This is a genomic window from Streptomyces sp. CNB091 (assembly GCF_000377965.1).
The window spans coordinates 252058-268560 of record NZ_KB899000.1 but is presented as its reverse complement, the minus strand read 5'-3'; the positions used below and the strand labels follow the sequence as shown (position 1 = coordinate 268560).

Genomic DNA, 16503 nt, shown 5'->3' with positions numbered 1-16503 from the left:
GCCCGAAGGCGCCGCCCCATGAACCGGAAGCAACCGCTCGTCTCCGTCGTCATCCCCAACTACAACTACGGCCGCGCCCTGGAGCTCTGCCTGCGCGCCGCGCTCGCCCAGACCTACGAACCGCTGGAGGTGCTGCTGATCGACGACTGCTCCACCGACGACTCGGTCGCCGTCGCCGAGGCCTGCGGCGTCCGGGTGATCAGCACCGGCGTCAACAGCGGAGTGGCCACCACCCGCAACACCGGGGCGGCCCACGCCCGGGGCGAGATCATCGTGTTCGTCGACTCCGACGTGGCGATGGAGCGGGACGCCGTCGCGAACGCCGTCGCCCTGCTCGACTCCGACCCCCGCATCGGCGCGGTCTGCGGCACCTACGACGCCGAACCCCTCATCCGGGACAGCCTGATCGAGGAGTACCGCTGCCTCCACCAGTTCTACTGGCTGGCCGAGACGGAGGGCCGCATCGGCACCCTGCACACCGCGATCTGCGCCATGCCCGCCCGGGTCTTCGCCGAGATCGGCCCCTTCAACCCCCGGCTGCGGCACACCGAGGACGGCGACTACGCCGCCCGGATCTGCCGGAGTTACGAGGTCCACAGCTCCACCACCGTGCGCGGCCGGCACGACCACGACGACACCTGGCGCGTCGTGCTGCGCAAGGTCTTCCACCGCACCCGGCTGCACATCCCGCTGTACGTCCGCCGCGGCGACCTCCCCGGCGGCATCGCCACCGGCCCGCGCGCCGGAGCCAGCGTCGCGGCCCTGCTCGCCCTGCTGACCCTGCCGCTCGGCCTGATCGACCTGCCCTGGCTGCTCGCCCCCGCCGCCCTGCTGGCGTTCACCCTGCTCGCCGACACCGCCCTCCACCGCTTCGTCCTGCGCCGCCGGGGCCCCCTGTTCGCCGCCTACTTCGCCTGCACGCACACCGTGGTCAACGCGGTCATCGCGGCGGGCGCGGGCGTCGGCGTCCTCCAGTGGCTGACCTCCCGCCGCTTCCGCCGGCTGTACGAGCCGGGGGAGCACCTCGCGCCGGTGCGGGCCGCCACATGACCGGGACCCTCGCGCCGGCCACCGCCGCGGACACGGCGCCCGACTCCGAGGGGCGGCGCCGGTGGCCCGGCCGGCTGCTGCTCGCCATCGCCGTCCTGTGGGCCCTGTTCGTCGCCGCCCGCGCCCTCCTCAGCGGCCGGTGGTGGGCGTGGAACGGCCTCGGCCTCGCCCCGCCCGTCCTCCATCTGCTGTTCCCGCTCGCCCTGTTGATCCCGGCCGCCCTGATCCGGCACGGCAGACGGGCGGCGGTGGGCGTCGTCCTGCTCTCGCTGCTGCTCGGCTCCTGGCAGACCGGACTGCACCCGGGCGCGCTGCTGCGCGGGCAGCCCACCGTGCCCGCCGGAGCGCTGAAGGTGGTCAGCTGGAACACCTTCTTCTGGGACCAGGACAGCGACACCGACGCGTTCTACGCCTACCTCAGGTCCCGCTCCGCCGACGTCTACCTCCTCCAGGAGTACCAGAACGCCCGGGGCGACGAACCCGCGCCGATCGACGACCTGGCCAGGCTCCGCGAGGAGTTCCCCGGCTTCCACATCGCCACCGAGGGCGAGTTCCTCACCCTGTCCCGCTTCCCGATCACCTCGGCGCGGGCCCTGCGCCCCGATGGGCTCGCCCCGCCCGACACCTCCTGGGCCGACTACTGGAACGTCCGCGTCCTGCGCACCGACATCGACGTCGACGGCGAGACCCTGTCCCTCTACAACACCCACCTGCCCGATCTGCTGAACGTCGACCGCAACCCGCTGACCCCCGCCTACCACCGCTCCGTACGACAGCTCTCCGAGCGCCGCGAGCGGCACTTCGAGGCGCTGCGCGAGGACCTCGACGCCAACGGCCACCCGGTGGTCCTCGCCGGGGACCTCAACGTGCTGCCGGGCACCGGGGACCTGCGCTGGTTCGACGGGCTGCGGGACGCCGCCGACGCGGGGGGCTCGGTGTACCCGGCGACCTTCCCGGTGAGCGGTCCGGCGCTCTGGCGGCTCGACTGGGCGTTCGTCTCGCCCCGGATCGACCTGCACCGGCAGTCCGTCCAGGACCCGCCCGCCGCCCTCTCCACCCACCGGCTGATCGATCTCCGCCTCTCCCTGCCCGCCCCCGGGGCGTCCGCCCCGGCCACCGAGAAGGACCGGTCATGACCCGGCGCACCGCGCGCTCGCCCCGCTTCGACGCGACGATCGTGCTCACCTACTACCTCCCGTACACCAGCGGGCTCACCGAAGTGGCCCGCACGGTCGCCGAGGGGCTGGCCGCGCGGGGCCGCCGGGTCGCCGTCGTCGCCTGCCGGCACGATCCGGACCGCCCCGCACGGGAGACCGTGAACGGGGTCGAGGTGTTCCGCGCCCCGGTCGCCGCCCGGCTCGGACGCGGGGTGATCAGCCCCGGGTTCGCCCCGCTCGCCGGGCGGATCGCCCGCGCCTCCCGGGTCGTCAACCTCCATCTGCCGATGCTGGAGGCGGGGCTCGTCGCCCGCCTCGCCGGGGACACCCCGGTGGTCGCCACCCACCACGACGACGTCTGGCTCGCCGGGGGCGCGCTCGCCCCGCTCCAGGTTAAGGCCGTCGACGCCTCGGTGGCCGGGGCGCTGCGCCGCTCGGCCGCCGTGGTCGTCAACAACGTGGACCACGCGGAGCATTCGCGCCACTGGCCCCTGATGCGCGGGCGCCGGCTGCTGGCCATCGCTCCGCCCTGCCGCGAACGCCAGCCCGCCCCGGCCGCCTTCCGCGAGACGGCGGGTCCGCACTTCGGCTTCCTCGGCCGGATCGCACCGGAGAAGGGGCTGCACCACCTGGTCGACGCGTTTCGGACGATCCCGGACCCCGAGGCCCGGCTGCTGATCGCCGGCGACTACTCCAAGGTCGCGGGCGGCAGCGTCGTCGGGGCCCTGCGCGCACGGGCCGGCGACGACACCCGAATCCGGTTCACCGGCTTCCTCGCCGACGACCGGGTGGCGGGCTTCTACGCCTCGCTGGACGCCTTCGCGCTGCCGTCCGTCGCCGAGGAGTCCTTCGGCATCTCCCAGGCCGAGGCGATGATGCTCGGCGTCCCCTCCGTCGCGAGCGACGCGCCGGGCATGCGCGTGCCGGTGTCCGAGACCGGTTTCGGCCGCCTCTTCCCGCCCGGCGACGCCCGCGCCCTGGCCGGGGCCCTCCTGGAGGTGGCCGCCTACACACCGGAGCGCCGCGCCGAGGGAGGCCGGGACGCCCGCGCCCGGTACGGGACCGACAGCTGCCTGGACGCCTACGACGCGCTGTTCCAGGAGGCCGGGGCCGTACAGGGAGCCCCCGCGTGAGAACGGCCGGCGTTCTGGCGGCGGGCGACGGGGCGAACGCCGCCTGGCCGGGCGGCGGATGGGTGCTCTGGGCGGCCGGGGCCTGGGCGGTCTTCCTGGCCGCGCACCTCGTCCTCAACGGCCGCTGGTGGTTCTGGCTGCTGCCCTCGCTGCTGCCGCCGCCCGTGTTCGTCGCTTTGCCCGCCCTGCTCCTGCCGCTCTCCTGGGCGACGGGGGGCCTGCCGGCCGCTGTCGTGGCGGGCGCGGCCCTGCTGCTCGGGGCCCGGCAGTCCGGCCTCGTGCCCGGCGCGCTCGTACGGCCGAAGCGCCGCCCGCCGCCGCCGGAGGGAGCGGTACGCGTCGTCTCCTGGAACACCCAGCACTGGTGCCAGTCCACCGACCCGGAGCCCTTCTACGCCTTTCTGCGCGGGCTCGACGCCGACGTCTACCTCCTCCAGGAGTACCACCACGACGCGTTCGACGGCACGTACCGCCTGATCGACGACGAGCGGCGGCTGCGCGAGACCTTCCCCGGCCACCGGGCCGTCATCGCCCGCGGACTGATCACCCTGTCCCGGCTGCCGGTCGCCGCGACCGTCGAGACGGCCGCCCGCCGGACCCTGCGGGTGGACCTGGAGATGCCGGGCGACGGTCGGATTCTCGCCACCTTCAACGTCCACATCCCGGTACAGCTGCGACTCGTCAGCCCGTTGCGCGCAGACTTCTACCGCGCGGTCCGCACCCGGGCCGCCGACCGGGCACGGGAGTACCGGGGACTCCTCGGGGACGTCGCCGGCTGCCCCCATCCGGCCCTGATCGCCGGGGACTTCAACACCACCGCCGCGATCGGGGACGCCCGCCGCATCGCCCGGCTGGGCGCCGACGCGGTCGCCCTGTCCGGACGCCTCTGCCCCACCTCGTGGCAGCCCCGTCCGGGCCTGCGCTGGTGGCGGCTGGACTGGGTGCTCGCCACACCGGGCGCCCGGGTCCACCGCTACCGCTTCCGCGATCCGCGCGGCCTGTCCGACCACAGCGTCCAGGAGGTGTCCGTCTCGCTCGCCGAACCGGACCACCGGACGCGCGCCGACCACCGATACCGCCACCACGACGAAGGAACTCACCATGCGTTACCGCTACTTGGGCAAGACCGGCCTGCGGGTCAGTGAACTCTGCCTCGGCGCCATGACGTTCGGCCGCGAGGCCGACGAGACCACCAGCCACGCCCTGCTGGACCGCTTCACCGAGGCGGGCGGCACCTTCGTGGACACCGCCGACATCTACTCCGCCGGAGCCTCCGAGGAGATCCTCGGCCGCTGGCTGAAGAGACAGCGCCGCGACGACGTGGTGATCGCCACCAAGGTGCGCTACGGCACGGGGGAGGGCCCCAACGACCGCGGCCTGGGCCGCAACCACCTGATCGCCGGGGTCGAGGCGAGCCTGCGCCGGCTGGGCACCGACCACATCGACCTCTACCAGGTGCACGCCTGGGACCCGGGCACCCCGCTGGAGGAAACCCTCGCCACCCTGGACGCGCTGGTCACCTCCGGGAAGGTGCGCTACATCGGGGCCAGCAACTTCTCCGGCTGGCAGCTCCAGAAGGCGATCGACCTGAGCCGGGGACACGGCTGGGAGCCCTTCACGGCCCTCCAGCCGCTCTACAACCTGCTGGACCGGTCCGCCGAGTGGGAGCTGATGGAGGTCAGCCGCAACGAGGGCCTGGGCGTCATCCCGTGGAGCCCGCTGCGCGGCGGCTGGCTGAGCGGCGCGATCCGGCGCGGTGCGGAGCGGCCGCCCACGGGCACCCGGGTGGAGACCGCCGAGCGGCTCGGCTGGGGCGAGTCGTGGAGCGCGTACGAGGGGGACGAGCGCACCTGGCGGGTGCTGGACGCCCTGCACGAGGCCGCCGGACGCACGGGCCTCGCGGTGCCGGTGCTGGCCCTCGCCTGGCTGCTCGGCCGGCCCGGGGTCACCGCCCCCATCGTGGGCGCCCGCACCCTTGAGCAACTGGAGACCAACCTCGGCGCGGCGGACCTGGACCTCGACCCGGCCGACGCCGCCCTGCTGACCGCCGCGAGCGACCAGACGCTCCCGTACCCGTACAGCGTCATCGAGACCGACCCCGAACTGCGCTGACACACCCCGCGTGACCGAAAACAGGCGGTGGCCCGGAGAGCTCGTCCCCGGGCCACCGCCCTGTGCGTACCGCGCCGTGCCGTGGTGGTGCTCAGTCCGTCGGCCGCTTGAGGCGGGCCACGAACTTGTAGCGGTCGCCCCGGTACACCGAGCGCACCCATTCCACCGGTTCGCCCTGGCCGTCCACCGAATGGCGGGACAGCATGAGCATCGGCAGCCCCACGTCGGTGCCCAGCAGCCCGGCCTCGCGCGGGGTGGCGAGCGAGGTCTCGATGGTCTCCTCAGCCTCGGCGAGGCGCACGTCGTACACCTCGGCGAGCGCGGTGTAGAGCGAGGTGTACTTCACCAGCGAACGGCGCAGCGCCGGGAAGCGTTTGGCCGAAAGATGCGTGGTCTCGATCGCCATCGGCTCCCCGCTGGCGAGCCGCAGCCGCTCGATGCGCAGCACCCGGCCACCCGTCGAGATGTCCAGCAGACCGGCGAGCGTGTCGTCCGCCGTCACATAGCCGATGTCCAGCAGTTGGGACGTCGGCTCCAGTCCCTGGGCACGCATGTCCTCGGTGTACGAGGTGAGCTGGAGGGCCTGGGAGACCTTCGGCTTGGCCACGAAGGTGCCCTTGCCCTGGATACGTTCCAGCCGGCCCTCGACGACCAGTTCCTGGAGCGCCTGGCGCACGGTGGTGCGCGAGGTGTCGAACTCGGCCGCCAGGGTGCGTTCGGGCGGCACGGGGGTGCCGGGCGGCAGGGTGTCCGTCATGTCGAGGAGATGCCGCTTGAGCCGGTAGTACTTCGGTACGCGCGCTGTGCGCGTACCGGTACCGGTCTCGCTCCCCGTACTGCCCCCGTCGGCGCCCATGGCCCGCCTTCCCGACTGCTGCGTTGCTGCCGTCACCGGCTCCTCCGTCTGTCGCGGCTCACATGGTGGCACGGTCCGGTCACGGGTCGTCGCCCTCCCTTAGGTGTCGGTCCTATAACGGACGCGAGTGCACTTCTTATACACCCTTGACACCCCTAAAGGTCTAGGCCAAGCTCCCGGTACTGGTCTAAACCATTAAAGACCAGGTCCAGCCCCAGCAGAACTCGTCGAATGTCTTCGCGGTGGGTGGGGTTGCAGCATCCCTGAGGAGGGTTTGACGTGAAGCGCAAGCTCATCGCGGCTATCGGTGTCGCGGGCATGTTGGTTTCGGTCGCGGCATGTGGTTCCGACGACAAGAAGTCGTCCGCGGACCCGAAGGACCGCAAGGAAAACCTGACCGTCTGGCTCATGGGCGAGGCCCGGTCCACCTGGCCGGAGCTGGTCAAGGACGTCAACGCCGAGTTCAACAAGAAGTACCCGGGCGTCAAGGTCAGGGTTCAGTACCAGCAGTGGGCCGATAAGGTCAAGAAGCTGGACACCTCTCTCGCGGGTGACAAATTCCCGGACGTTGTCGAACTCGGCAACACCGAGACCATGCAGTACATCCTCAATGGTGCGCTCGGAGAAATCGACCCCAAGAAGTACGAGAACTCGGACACCTGGATCAAGGGTCTGAAGGACACGTGCTCCTTCGAGGGCAAGACGTACTGCGTTCCTTACTACGCGAGCGCCCGTCTGGCCGTGTACAACAAGGACATGCTGAAGGCCGGCACCGGCAGCGACGCCCTCCCGCAGACCGAGACCGAGTTCCTCGCCGCGATGGATAAGGTCTCCGCCGAGCTGGGCAAGAAGGACAAGCGCGCCTCCTCGCTCTACTTCCCGGGCCGTTACTGGTACGCCGCGATGTCCTACGTCGCCGCCTACGGTGGCCAGATAGCCACGTACGACGAGGGCAGCAAGGAGTGGAAGTCCGCGCTCTCCACCCCGGAGGCCCAGAAGGGCATCCAGCACTTCATCGACCTGGTCAAGAAGTACAACAAGGCCGATGTGACGAAGGACGAGCAGGACCACGCCAACGTCATGGCCAACGAGAAGGCCGCGGTCATCTACGGCCAGGCCTGGGAGGCCGGCAGCGTCACCACGGGCGAGAACGGCAACCCGAAGCTCGAGGGCAAGATCGCCACGGCCGGTATGCCCGGCCCGGAGGGCAAGGCGCTCCCGTCCTTCATCGGCGGCTCGGACCTCGCGACGATCTCCAAGTCCAAGGTCCAGGACCTCGGCGAGGAGTGGATCTCCCTCTTCACCAACGCGAAGTCCATGGAGGTCCTCGCGTCGAAGAACATCCTCCCCAACAACGAGAAGCAGCTTGAGCCGCTGAAGGCCAAGCCGGAGACCGCCGCCATCGCCAACGCGGTGCCGGACGCCTGGTTCACGCCGATCGCGCCGGGCTGGGCCTCCATCGAGAAGGAAGAGATCCTCCAGAACATGCTTCTGGAGATCGTCAAGGGCGACTCCGTCGCCGACGCCTCCAAGAAGGCCGACGACAAGATCAACGCGCTGATCAACAAGGAAAGCTGACCTTCCCGATCGCCAGGCGGGGGCCCGGCGTCAGCGCCGGGCCCCTGCTCTTTTCCCGCAAGTGAACGCCGTGAATTCCGGGGCCCGCCCCGGACCCGCGATGGAAGGTCAGCCACGTGTCTGCCGCTGATACCAAGGCCGCCGGGCCGCCGGTACCCGTACCCCCCGACCCGCAGGTGACCGGGAAGTCGTCCTCGGACGACGATGCGCCCCGGGTGCAGAAGAGGAAGCGGAAGAAGGGGGAACTGCTCCCCTATCTCCTGATCCTCCCGGCGATCGTGGCGATCGCCGCCGTCTATCTCTACCCGCTCAGCAAGACGGTCATCATGTCCTTCCAGGACATGGGCCGCCGTGAGCTGTGGTCCGGAGAGCCCGCTCCCTGGGTCGGCTTCGAGCAGTTCACCAACATCCTCGGCGACTCCGAGTTCTGGTGGGTCACCTTCCGCACCGTCGTCTTCATGGTCGTCTGCGTGACGCTGACCATGGGGATCGGTCTGCTCGTCGCCCTGCTGATGCGCAAGCTCTCCAACTGGGTCCGGCTGGTGCTCACCGCCTGCCTCATCGCCGCTTGGTCGATGCCGCTGATGGTCGCCGCCTCGATCTTCCGGTTCATGGCCGACTCCGACTACGGCCTGATCAACACCCTGATCGCCAAGGTCGTCGGCGAGGACTGGCTCGGACACAACTGGTACCTCGACCCGATCCAGGGCTTCGGCATCATCACCCTGCTCGTCGTCTGGGGCGCCATCCCGTTCGTCGTCGTCACCCTGTACGCCGCCCTCACCCAGGTCCCCCAGGAGCTGGAGGAGGCCGCCGCCCTCGACGGCGCCAGCGGCTACGGCATCTACCGGTTCGTCACCTGGCCGGTCATCAAGCCGGTCTTCACCATGGTCGCCACCCTCTCGGTGATCTGGGACTTCAACGTCTTCGGCCAGATCTGGCTGCTGCGCGGCAACAAGCCCGAGCCGGAGTACGAGACCCTCGGCCTCTACTCCTACTCCAAGGCGTTCGAGTCCACCTCCTTCAGCCAGGGCACCGCGATCGCCCTGATCACGGTGCTGCTGCTGTCCGGCGTGGCCGTGTACTACCTGCGCCAGCTCATGAAGACGGGAGAGGTCGAATGAGCAGCTCGACCCAGACGACACAGGCGCTGCGGCCCGACCGCAAGAAGAGCCGGTTCCACCTCGACATCATCGGCCTCGGCATCGCCCTGGTCATGGTCTTCCCGGTCTACTGGCTGCTCATCAGCGCCCTGCGGCCCAACCACGAGATCCGCAGCTACGACCAGACCCTGTGGCCCACGTCGATCACCTTCGACAACTTCGTCCGGGCCACCGAGCAGCAGAACTTCGCCACCGCCATCCAGTCCAGCCTGATCGTCGCCGTCACCGCGGTGGTCGGCGGCATGATCATCGCGACCCTGGCGGCCCTGGCGATCGGCCGGTTCCGGTTCTTCGGCCGCAAGGCCCTGGTCCTGATCATGATCCTGGTCCAGATGCTGCCGCCGACGGCGATGCTCATCCCGATCTACGCCCAGCTCAACGCGATGGGCGGGATCGACGAGTACTGGGGCCTGATCGTCGTCTACCTGGTCTCCACGCTGCCCTTCGCCACCATCATGATCCGCGGCTTCGTCGTGAACATCCCGGTGGAGCTGGAGGAGTCCGCGATGGTGGACGGGTGCACCCGCTTCCAGGCCTTCCGCCGGGTGATCTTCCCGCTGCTCGCCCCCGGGCTGGCCGCCGCGTCGATCTTCGCCCTGGTGAACGCGTGGAACGAGTACCTCTTCGCTTACATCCTGATCAACGACAACTCCAAGTACACGCTGAACGTATGGCTGATGACGTTCACGACCGAACGCGGAACCGACTACGGCGCCCTCATGGCGGCGTCGACCATGATCGCCATCCCCGTCGTCGTGTTCTTCATGATCATCCAGAAGAAGATGGCCGCAGGCCTCACTTCCGGCGCTGTGAAGGGATAGTGCGGGCCCATGACCACCCTCGTTTCCACCACGGACACCGTGACGCGCGACGCGCTCGCCGTGCTCCAGCCCGGGTTCACCGGCACCACCGCACCGGACTGGCTGCTGCGCCGCGTCGGTGAAGGCCTGGCCTCCGTCGCGCTGTTCGGCCGCAACATCACCTCGGCCGAACAGGTCACCGCCCTCACCGAGCGGCTGCGCTCCGAGCGCGAGGACGTCCTCGTCGCCATCGACGAGGAGGGCGGCGACGTGACCCGCCTGGAGGTCACGCACGGCTCCTCCTTCCCCGGCAACTTCGCCCTCGGCTCGGTGGACGACGTCCATCTCACCCGGGCCGTCGCCCAGGAGCTGGGCCGCCGGCTCGCCGAGTGCGGCGTCAACCTCAACTGGGCGCCGTCCGCCGACGTCAACTCCAACCCGGGCAACCCGGTCATCGGCGTGCGCTCCTTCGGCGCCGACACCAGCCTGACCGCCCGGCACACCGCCGCGTACATCGAGGGGCTCCAGGCCGCCGGCGTCGCCGCCTGCACCAAGCACTTCCCCGGGCACGGCGACACCGCGGTCGACTCCCACCTGGCGCTGCCCCGCATCGACGTGGACCTCGACACCCTGCACGCCCGTGAACTGGTGCCCTTCCGGGCGGCCATCGCCGCGGGTTCCAAATCGGTGATGAGCGCGCATATCCTGCTTCCCGCACTCGACCCGGACCGCCCGGCGACCGTGAGCCCGCAGATCCTCACCGGTCTGCTGCGCCAGGAGCTGGGCTACGACGGCCTGATCGTCACCGACGCCGTGGAGATGGACGCCATCGCCGGTACGTACGGCATCGAGCGAGGGTCCGTCCTCGCCATCGCGGCGGGTGCCGACGCCATCTGTGTGGGCGGCGGCCTGTCCGACGAGGAGACGGTGCTGCGGCTGCGCGACGCCCTCGTCGCGGGCGTGCGCAGCGGGGACCTGACCGAGGAGCGGCTCGCCGACGCGGCCGCCCGTGTACGAGCCCTGGCGTCCTGGGCGCAGAGGGTTCGGGGGGACATCCGGGAGTCGGGCGCGGCAGTGCAGGAGGGGACCGCGCCCGGCACCGGAGTCAGCTCCGACATCGGTCTGACCGCCGCCCGCCGCGCGGTCCGGGTGACCGGCTCCGGGGACCGGCTGACCGGGGCGGCGTACGTCGCCTCGTTCGGCTCGGTGGCGAACATCGCGGTCGGCCGCGAGACCCCGTGGGGCATCGCCACCGAGCTGGACAGGATCCTGCCCGGCACCGGCACGGACACCTACACCGACGGGAGCGCCGCCCCGGCGGACGCGATCCTGGCGGCGGCGGGGGAGCGGCGCATCGTCGCCGTGGTCCGCGACGAGCACCGGCACGCCTGGATGGGCGCCGCGCTCGACGCACTGCTGGCGGCCCGCCCGGACACGATCGTGGTCGAGATGGGCCTGCCCCAGTCGGACCCGCGCGGCTCGCTGCACATAGCGACCCGCGGAGCGGCCCGAGTCTGCGGCCTGGCGGCGGTGGAAGCGCTCACCGGCACGAGGGCCTGACCCACTTCAAGGCCCCGGACCGGCGACACCGAGCCCGTCCGGCGTTTGAGGACGAGGGCCTCGGGCCGGCGCTATCAAGCCCGTGCGGGCCCGCAGACAAGGTCTCGGGCCGGTGCTATCAAGCCCGTCCGGCGTTTGAGGACAAGGCCTCACGCCGGACGGGCCCGCAGACCGGCCACACCTGGCCCGTCCGGGCCCGCAGACAAGGCCTCGGGCCGGCCACATCAAGCCCGTCCGGCGATTGAGGACAACGCCTCACGCCGGACGAGCGGCGGCACCAGGCACGACACACCACGGCAAAGGGCCGGGACACCGACAGGCGTCCCGGCCCTCAGCCGTGCGAGGGGAGGGGCGAGCCTACAGCCCCTGCCACCCCGGCTTCGCCGCATACGTGGCGCGGAAGTAGTCCGCCAACTTCAGCTTCGACGCAGCCGCCTCGTCCACCACCACCGTCGCATGCGGATGCAGCTGGAGCGCCGAGGCCGGCACGATCGAGGCGACGGGTCCCTCCACCGTCTGGGCGACGGCCTCCGCCTTGCCCTCACCGGTGGCCAGCAGGATCGGGTGGCGGGAATCCAGGATCGTCCCGATGCCCTGCGTGATCACGTGGTGCGGCACCTGCTCGATGTCGTCGTCGAAGAAGCGCGCGTTGTCGACCCGGGTCTGCTGCGTCAGCGTCTTGATCCGGGTACGGGAGGCGAGCGAGGAACACGGCTCGTTGAAGCCGATGTGCCCGTCCGTGCCGATGCCCAGGAGCTGGAGGTCGACGCCGCCGGCCTCGGCCAGCGCCCGGTCGTAGGCCTCGCAGGCCGCCTGGACGTCCTCGGCCGACCCGTCGGGGCCCATGAAGGAGGTCTCGGGGAGCCCGAGCGGCTCGATGACTTCGCGCAGCACCACGGAGCGGTACGACTCCGGGTGGCCCGCGGGCAGCCCGACGTACTCGTCGAGCTGGCAGATCCGGGCGCGCGACGCGTCGACCGCACCGGAGGCGACCTTCGCCGCGAGCGCGCGGTAGATGGGCAGCGGGGTCGAGCCGGTGGCAACGCCGAGCAGGGCGTCGGGCTTGCGGGCGATCAGCGCGGCGATGGCCTCCGCGATCAGTTCGCCGCCTGCCGCGGCGTCCGGGACGATGACAACTTCCACGCTGTGCCTGCCGATCTGACTAGGGGAGGAGGTGGTATAGACCAATCAAACTCCCAATTTAGCAGAATCGGGCAGCCGTACGGTGAACAGTCCGCCCACCGGCTCGCACGCACACACGCACACGCATACACGCCGGGCACACACTCCGGCACACACGCCCGCCCCGGCCCGCTGGCGGCGCACGGCATTGCCTGGTCGACTGAGGAGGCCCGACCGGACGGCGAGATTCGCGCACCCGCGCGCACGCCCCGTCCCGTACGCCGACAGCGCAGGAGGCCCCCACATGTCCGCCACCCCTCCGGCCGACCCGGGCGGCCAGGGCGACGAGCCCGGCCGCATCATGTCCGGCGAGATGGCCGAGCAGCCCGCGATGCTCCGCCGCATCCTCGAACAGGGCGCGCCCCGCATCCGCGAGGTCGCCGCCGAGATCGCGGCCCGGAAGCCCCGGTTCGTGCTGCTCACCGCCCGGGGTACGTCGGACAACGCGGCGCTGTACGCCAAGTACCTGCTGGAAATCCGCCTCGGGCTGCCCTGCGGACTGGCCTCCATGTCCACCACGACGGCCTACGGCGCCCGGCCGGACCTGCGGGACGTCCTGGTGGTCACCGTCAGCCAGTCGGGCGGCTCGCCGGACCTGGTGGCCTCCACGAGGGCCGCCCGGGAGGCCGGGGCCGTCACCCTCGCCGTCACCAACAACCCGGACTCCGCGCTGGCGGCGGTCTCCGAGTACCACATCGACATCCTGGCGGGCCCGGAGAAGGCGCTCCCGGCCACCAAGACGTACACCGCCTCCCTGCTCTCCCTCTACCTCTTCGTGGAGGGCCTGGGCGGCCGCGACGGCACCGAGGCCGCCGCGGGTCTGCCCGACCTCGCGGGCTCGATCCTGGGCCGCCGATCCGAGGTCAAGGCGCTGGCCTCCCGCTACCGTTTCGCCGAACGCATGGTGATCACCTCGCGCGGCTACGGCTATCCGACGGCCAAGGAAGCGGCCCTGAAGCTGATGGAGACCAGCTACATCCCCGCTCTCTCCTACTCCGGCGCGGATCTGCTGCACGGGCCGCTGGCGATGGTGGACAACATCTCCCCCGTGATCGCCGTGGTCACCGACGGCCGGGGCGGCGAGGCCCTCCAGCCGGTGCTGGACCGGCTGCGCGGACGCGGCGCGGACCTCTTCGTGGTCGGCCCCAAGGCCCAGGTGGAGGCGGCATCGGCCGGCTTCTCCCTGCCCACGGCGGGCGTCCCGGAGGAGTTGCAGCCGATCCTGGAGATCCTGCCGCTGCAATTGCTGGCGTACGAGGTGACGATCGCCCGGGGCCAGGACCCGGACGCGCCCCGCGCCCTGGCCAAGGTCACCGAGACCCGCTGAGGCCCTGAGGCGGAACGGCCCCGGAAACATTAAGGGCCCCGGAAACACCCGCGGGCCGCGGCGCCAGAGCGGGACCCTCAGCCCACCCGGCACCGCAGCCCGGAGCTTCAGGCCGACGGTGTGCGGTGCCGTCGGCCACTGGAGGCACCGGCGCAGTCAGGGCAGAGAGTGCCGGAGCCTCGGTCCGCTCTCCTGTGCGGGGAGAGCGGAGGTCGTGATGGATTCATTGTGGACTAGACCAATTGCCTGTGTCCATCCATGTGCACGACATTCTCGATCGGCCCCGCCCCGTCTAACCGCACCCGTCCAACCCCACCTGCCCATCGTCGTACCCATGGCACGGCTCGGCGGGTCGATCGGTTCGAACGCCTCCGGTAACCCCAGGTACGCTCCACACGTGCCCTCCATGAACGACCTCGTCCGCCAGCACACCGCTCTGAGCGACACCGACCTCGAGTGGCTCCATCTGCTGGTCTCGGAGTGGCAACTGCTCTCCGACCTGTCCTTCGCCGACCTCGTGCTGTGGGTCCCCACCCGCGACGGCACGCGGTACGTCTCCGTCGCCCAGATGCGCCCCAACACCGGGCCCACCTCCTATCAGGACGACATGGTCGGCCACCTGGTGCCGCGCGGCCGCCGCCCGCTGCTGGACGCGGCCCTGGACGAGGGCCGGATCGTGCGCGAGGGCGACCCGGAGTGGCGTGAGGAGGTGCCCGTACGGGTCGAGTCCATCCCCGTACGCCGCGAGGGACGGGTGCTCGGCGTCATCGCCCGCAACACCAACCTGCTCACCGTGCGCACCCCCTCCCGGCTGGAGCTCACCTACCTCCAGTCCGCCTCCGACCTGGCCCAGATGATCGCCGCCGGGTCGTTCCCCTTCCCCGGCCAGCAGGTCGACATGGACGCCTCCCCGCGTGTGGGCGACGGCCTGATCCGGCTCGACGCCGACGGGATCGTCCAGTACGCCAGCCCCAACGGCCTCTCCGCCTACCACCGCCTCGGCCTCGCCTCCGACCTGGTCGGCCACCACCTCGGCACCACCACCGCCGAACTGGCCCCGTCCCGGGGGCCGGTGGACGAGGCCCTGGTCAAAGTGGCCAGCGGCTACGCGCCCCGCGAGTTCGAGGTCGAGTGCGAGGGCGGGGTGATCCAGCTGCGGGCCATCCCGCTCAAGCCCAAGGGCGTCCGCATCGGCTCCCTGGTCCTGCTCCGCGACGTCACCGAACTGCGCCGCCGCGAACGGGAGTTGATTACCAAGGACGCGACCATCCGGGAGATCCACCACCGGGTGAAGAACAACCTCCAGACGGTGGCGGCCCTGTTGCGCCTCCAGGCCCGGCGGATGGATTCCGAGCAGGGCCGCGAGGCGCTCAACGAGGCGGTCCGGCGCGTCGGTTCGATCGCCATCGTCCATGAGACGCTGTCCCAGAATCTGGACGAGCGGGTCGAGTTCGACGAGATCGCCGACCGGGTCATCGCGATGGTCTCGGAGATCTCCCCGGGCAAGGTGACCTGCCGGCGCACAGGACGCTTCGGCATCCTCGACGCCGAGGTCGCCACCCCGCTCTCCATGGTGCTGACGGAGGTTCTGCAGAACGCCCTGGAGCACGCCTTCGCCGTGGCCGACCACGGGACGGTGGAGGTCTCCGCCGTGCGCGGCGGATCGCCCACCGAAGGGCGGCTGCTGATCACCGTCACCGACGACGGGCGCGGGCTGCCCGAGGGCTTCGACCCGAAGCGGGCCGGCAACCTCGGGCTCCAGATCGTACGGACGCTGGTGGAGGGAGAGCTGGGCGGCACGTTCGGCATGGTCCCGGCGCCCGAGCGCGGCACCCAGGTGGTGCTGGACCTCCCGGTCCGCTCCGACAAGTAGGAAATCCCGCCCCGACAAGAACGAAACGCGGAGCACACAGCAGAGCGGGCCCGGACCGTGGTGACGGTCCGGGCCCGCTCCGTGATGCTCACGTTGCGATGCGCTTCGGGGTACTGCGCGCTGCGACTCGAAGGCGGGGCTGTGCGTACGCTCTGTACGCGCCGCCGGGCTGAGGCTTGGTGCGGTTCTCGCTCAGGCGCTTGCGTTGCGCGCCCGGTTGCGAGCGGCGCGGCGCTTCATCGCGCGGCGCTCGTCCTCGCTGAGGCCACCCCAGACGCCGGAGTCCTGGCCGGACTCGAGCGCCCACTGCAGGCACTGCTCCATGACGGGGCAGCGGCGGCAGACAGCCTTGGCTTCCTCGATCTGCAGCAGCGCAGGACCGGTGTTGCCGATGGGGAAGAAAAGCTCAGGGTCTTCCTCACGACAAACGGCGTTGTGACGCCAGTCCATGGCTGCTACCTCTCCTTGGTATTACACGTCTGTTGCTTGTGAATGTGAACGCTTTCACGAATCCCCCCGCAGATGACGGGCCGCCCCCCAGAAGGACTGGGTGTGGTCTGTGATGGTGAGGAGGGGTTCTGGCTCTCAGTGGAGGCCGGTGTTGCGGGCCGTCTCGATCGCCATGTAGAGATTCGCAAACCTCGGCGGCGGATACAACCCCTTCTGGAAAGTTTTTTTTGATTCCTCGGTGTCGACTAGGTCACAGGCGCAC

At 70.8% G+C, this 16503-nt stretch carries 14 protein-coding genes; 11 read left to right on the top strand and 3 right to left on the bottom strand.

Features of this window, described 5'->3' with window-relative positions:
• Positions 1-18 precede the first annotated feature (18 nt).
• Genes D581_RS0120770 through D581_RS0120750 form a run of 5 tightly spaced genes read left to right on the top strand, consistent with a single transcriptional unit; the run spans position 19 to position 5452 of the window.
• Positions 19-1050 (top strand): glycosyltransferase family 2 protein, encoded by a 1032-nt coding sequence (locus D581_RS0120770; RefSeq protein ID WP_018959131.1) that lies wholly within the window; start codon positions 19-21, stop codon positions 1048-1050.
• On the top strand, positions 1047-2186 hold the full coding sequence (locus D581_RS0120765; protein ID WP_018959130.1) for an endonuclease/exonuclease/phosphatase family protein: 1140 nt from the start codon (positions 1047-1049) through the stop codon (positions 2184-2186). Before D581_RS0120770 ends, D581_RS0120765 begins: the two co-directional genes overlap by 4 nt.
• Positions 2183-3340 carry a glycosyltransferase family 4 protein gene (locus D581_RS0120760; RefSeq protein WP_018959129.1) on the top strand — a complete coding sequence of 386 codons (1158 nt, stop codon included), beginning with the start codon at positions 2183-2185 and terminating at the stop codon, positions 3338-3340. The genes D581_RS0120765 and D581_RS0120760 overlap by 4 nt, the downstream gene beginning before the upstream one ends.
• Positions 3337-4485 (top strand): endonuclease/exonuclease/phosphatase family protein, encoded by a 1149-nt coding sequence (locus D581_RS0120755; protein ID WP_018959128.1) that lies wholly within the window; start codon positions 3337-3339, stop codon positions 4483-4485. The genes D581_RS0120760 and D581_RS0120755 overlap by 4 nt, the downstream gene beginning before the upstream one ends.
• On the top strand, positions 4442-5452 hold the full coding sequence (locus tag D581_RS0120750; RefSeq protein WP_018959127.1) for an aldo/keto reductase: 1011 nt from the start codon (positions 4442-4444) through the stop codon (positions 5450-5452). The genes D581_RS0120755 and D581_RS0120750 overlap by 44 nt, the downstream gene beginning before the upstream one ends.
• A 91-nt stretch (positions 5453-5543) precedes the next feature.
• Here D581_RS0120750 and D581_RS0120745 read toward each other — a convergent pair whose 3' ends face one another.
• Positions 5544-6308 (bottom strand): GntR family transcriptional regulator, encoded by a 765-nt coding sequence (locus D581_RS0120745; RefSeq protein WP_018959126.1) that lies wholly within the window; start codon positions 6306-6308, stop codon positions 5544-5546.
• A 279-nt stretch (positions 6309-6587) separates the two neighbouring features.
• Here D581_RS0120745 and D581_RS0120740 point away from each other — a divergent pair, with 279 nt between their 5' ends.
• The 4 genes from D581_RS0120740 to D581_RS0120725 all read left to right on the top strand — a co-directional run bounded on the left by D581_RS0120740 (position 6588) and on the right by D581_RS0120725 (position 11409).
• A complete protein-coding gene (locus tag D581_RS0120740; protein ID WP_018959125.1) occupies positions 6588-7886 on the top strand; it encodes a sugar ABC transporter substrate-binding protein in 1299 nt (432 codons plus the stop codon).
• Positions 7887-8002: 116 nt separating this feature from the next.
• Positions 8003-9010, top strand: a complete 1008-nt coding sequence (locus D581_RS0120735) for a carbohydrate ABC transporter permease (RefSeq protein WP_018959124.1) — start codon at positions 8003-8005, stop codon at positions 9008-9010.
• Positions 9007-9870 carry a carbohydrate ABC transporter permease gene (locus D581_RS0120730; protein WP_018959123.1) on the top strand — a complete coding sequence of 288 codons (864 nt, stop codon included), beginning with the start codon at positions 9007-9009 and terminating at the stop codon, positions 9868-9870. Before D581_RS0120735 ends, D581_RS0120730 begins: the two co-directional genes overlap by 4 nt.
• Positions 9871-9879: 9 nt before the next feature.
• Entirely contained in the window at positions 9880-11409 is a 1530-nt protein-coding gene (locus tag D581_RS0120725) for a glycoside hydrolase family 3 protein (RefSeq protein WP_018959122.1), read from the top strand.
• Positions 11410-11766: 357 nt separating this feature from the next.
• Here D581_RS0120725 and nagB read toward each other — a convergent pair whose 3' ends face one another.
• Positions 11767-12552: a glucosamine-6-phosphate deaminase gene (gene nagB / locus D581_RS0120720; RefSeq protein WP_018959121.1), complete on the bottom strand. Its 786-nt coding sequence runs from the start codon at positions 12550-12552 to the stop codon at positions 11767-11769.
• A gap of 283 nt (positions 12553-12835) precedes the next feature.
• Between nagB and D581_RS0120715 the strand changes: the two genes are divergently transcribed.
• Together D581_RS0120715 and D581_RS0120710 are read left to right on the top strand one after the other, a co-directional pair.
• Positions 12836-13918, top strand: coding sequence for an SIS domain-containing protein (locus D581_RS0120715; protein ID WP_018959120.1), 1083 nt, complete (start codon positions 12836-12838; stop codon positions 13916-13918).
• 406 nt (positions 13919-14324) lie between these two features.
• The gene (locus D581_RS0120710) at positions 14325-15791 is read left to right on the top strand and encodes a PAS domain-containing sensor histidine kinase (protein WP_018959119.1); all 1467 of its coding nucleotides are present in this window, start codon (positions 14325-14327) and stop codon (positions 15789-15791) included.
• A gap of 192 nt (positions 15792-15983) precedes the next feature.
• Here the strand turns inward: D581_RS0120710 and D581_RS0120705 are convergent, their stop codons facing one another.
• On the bottom strand, positions 15984-16241 hold the full coding sequence (locus D581_RS0120705; RefSeq protein WP_003953983.1) for a WhiB family transcriptional regulator: 258 nt from the start codon (positions 16239-16241) through the stop codon (positions 15984-15986).
• Between the last annotated feature and the right edge of the window lie 262 nt (positions 16242-16503).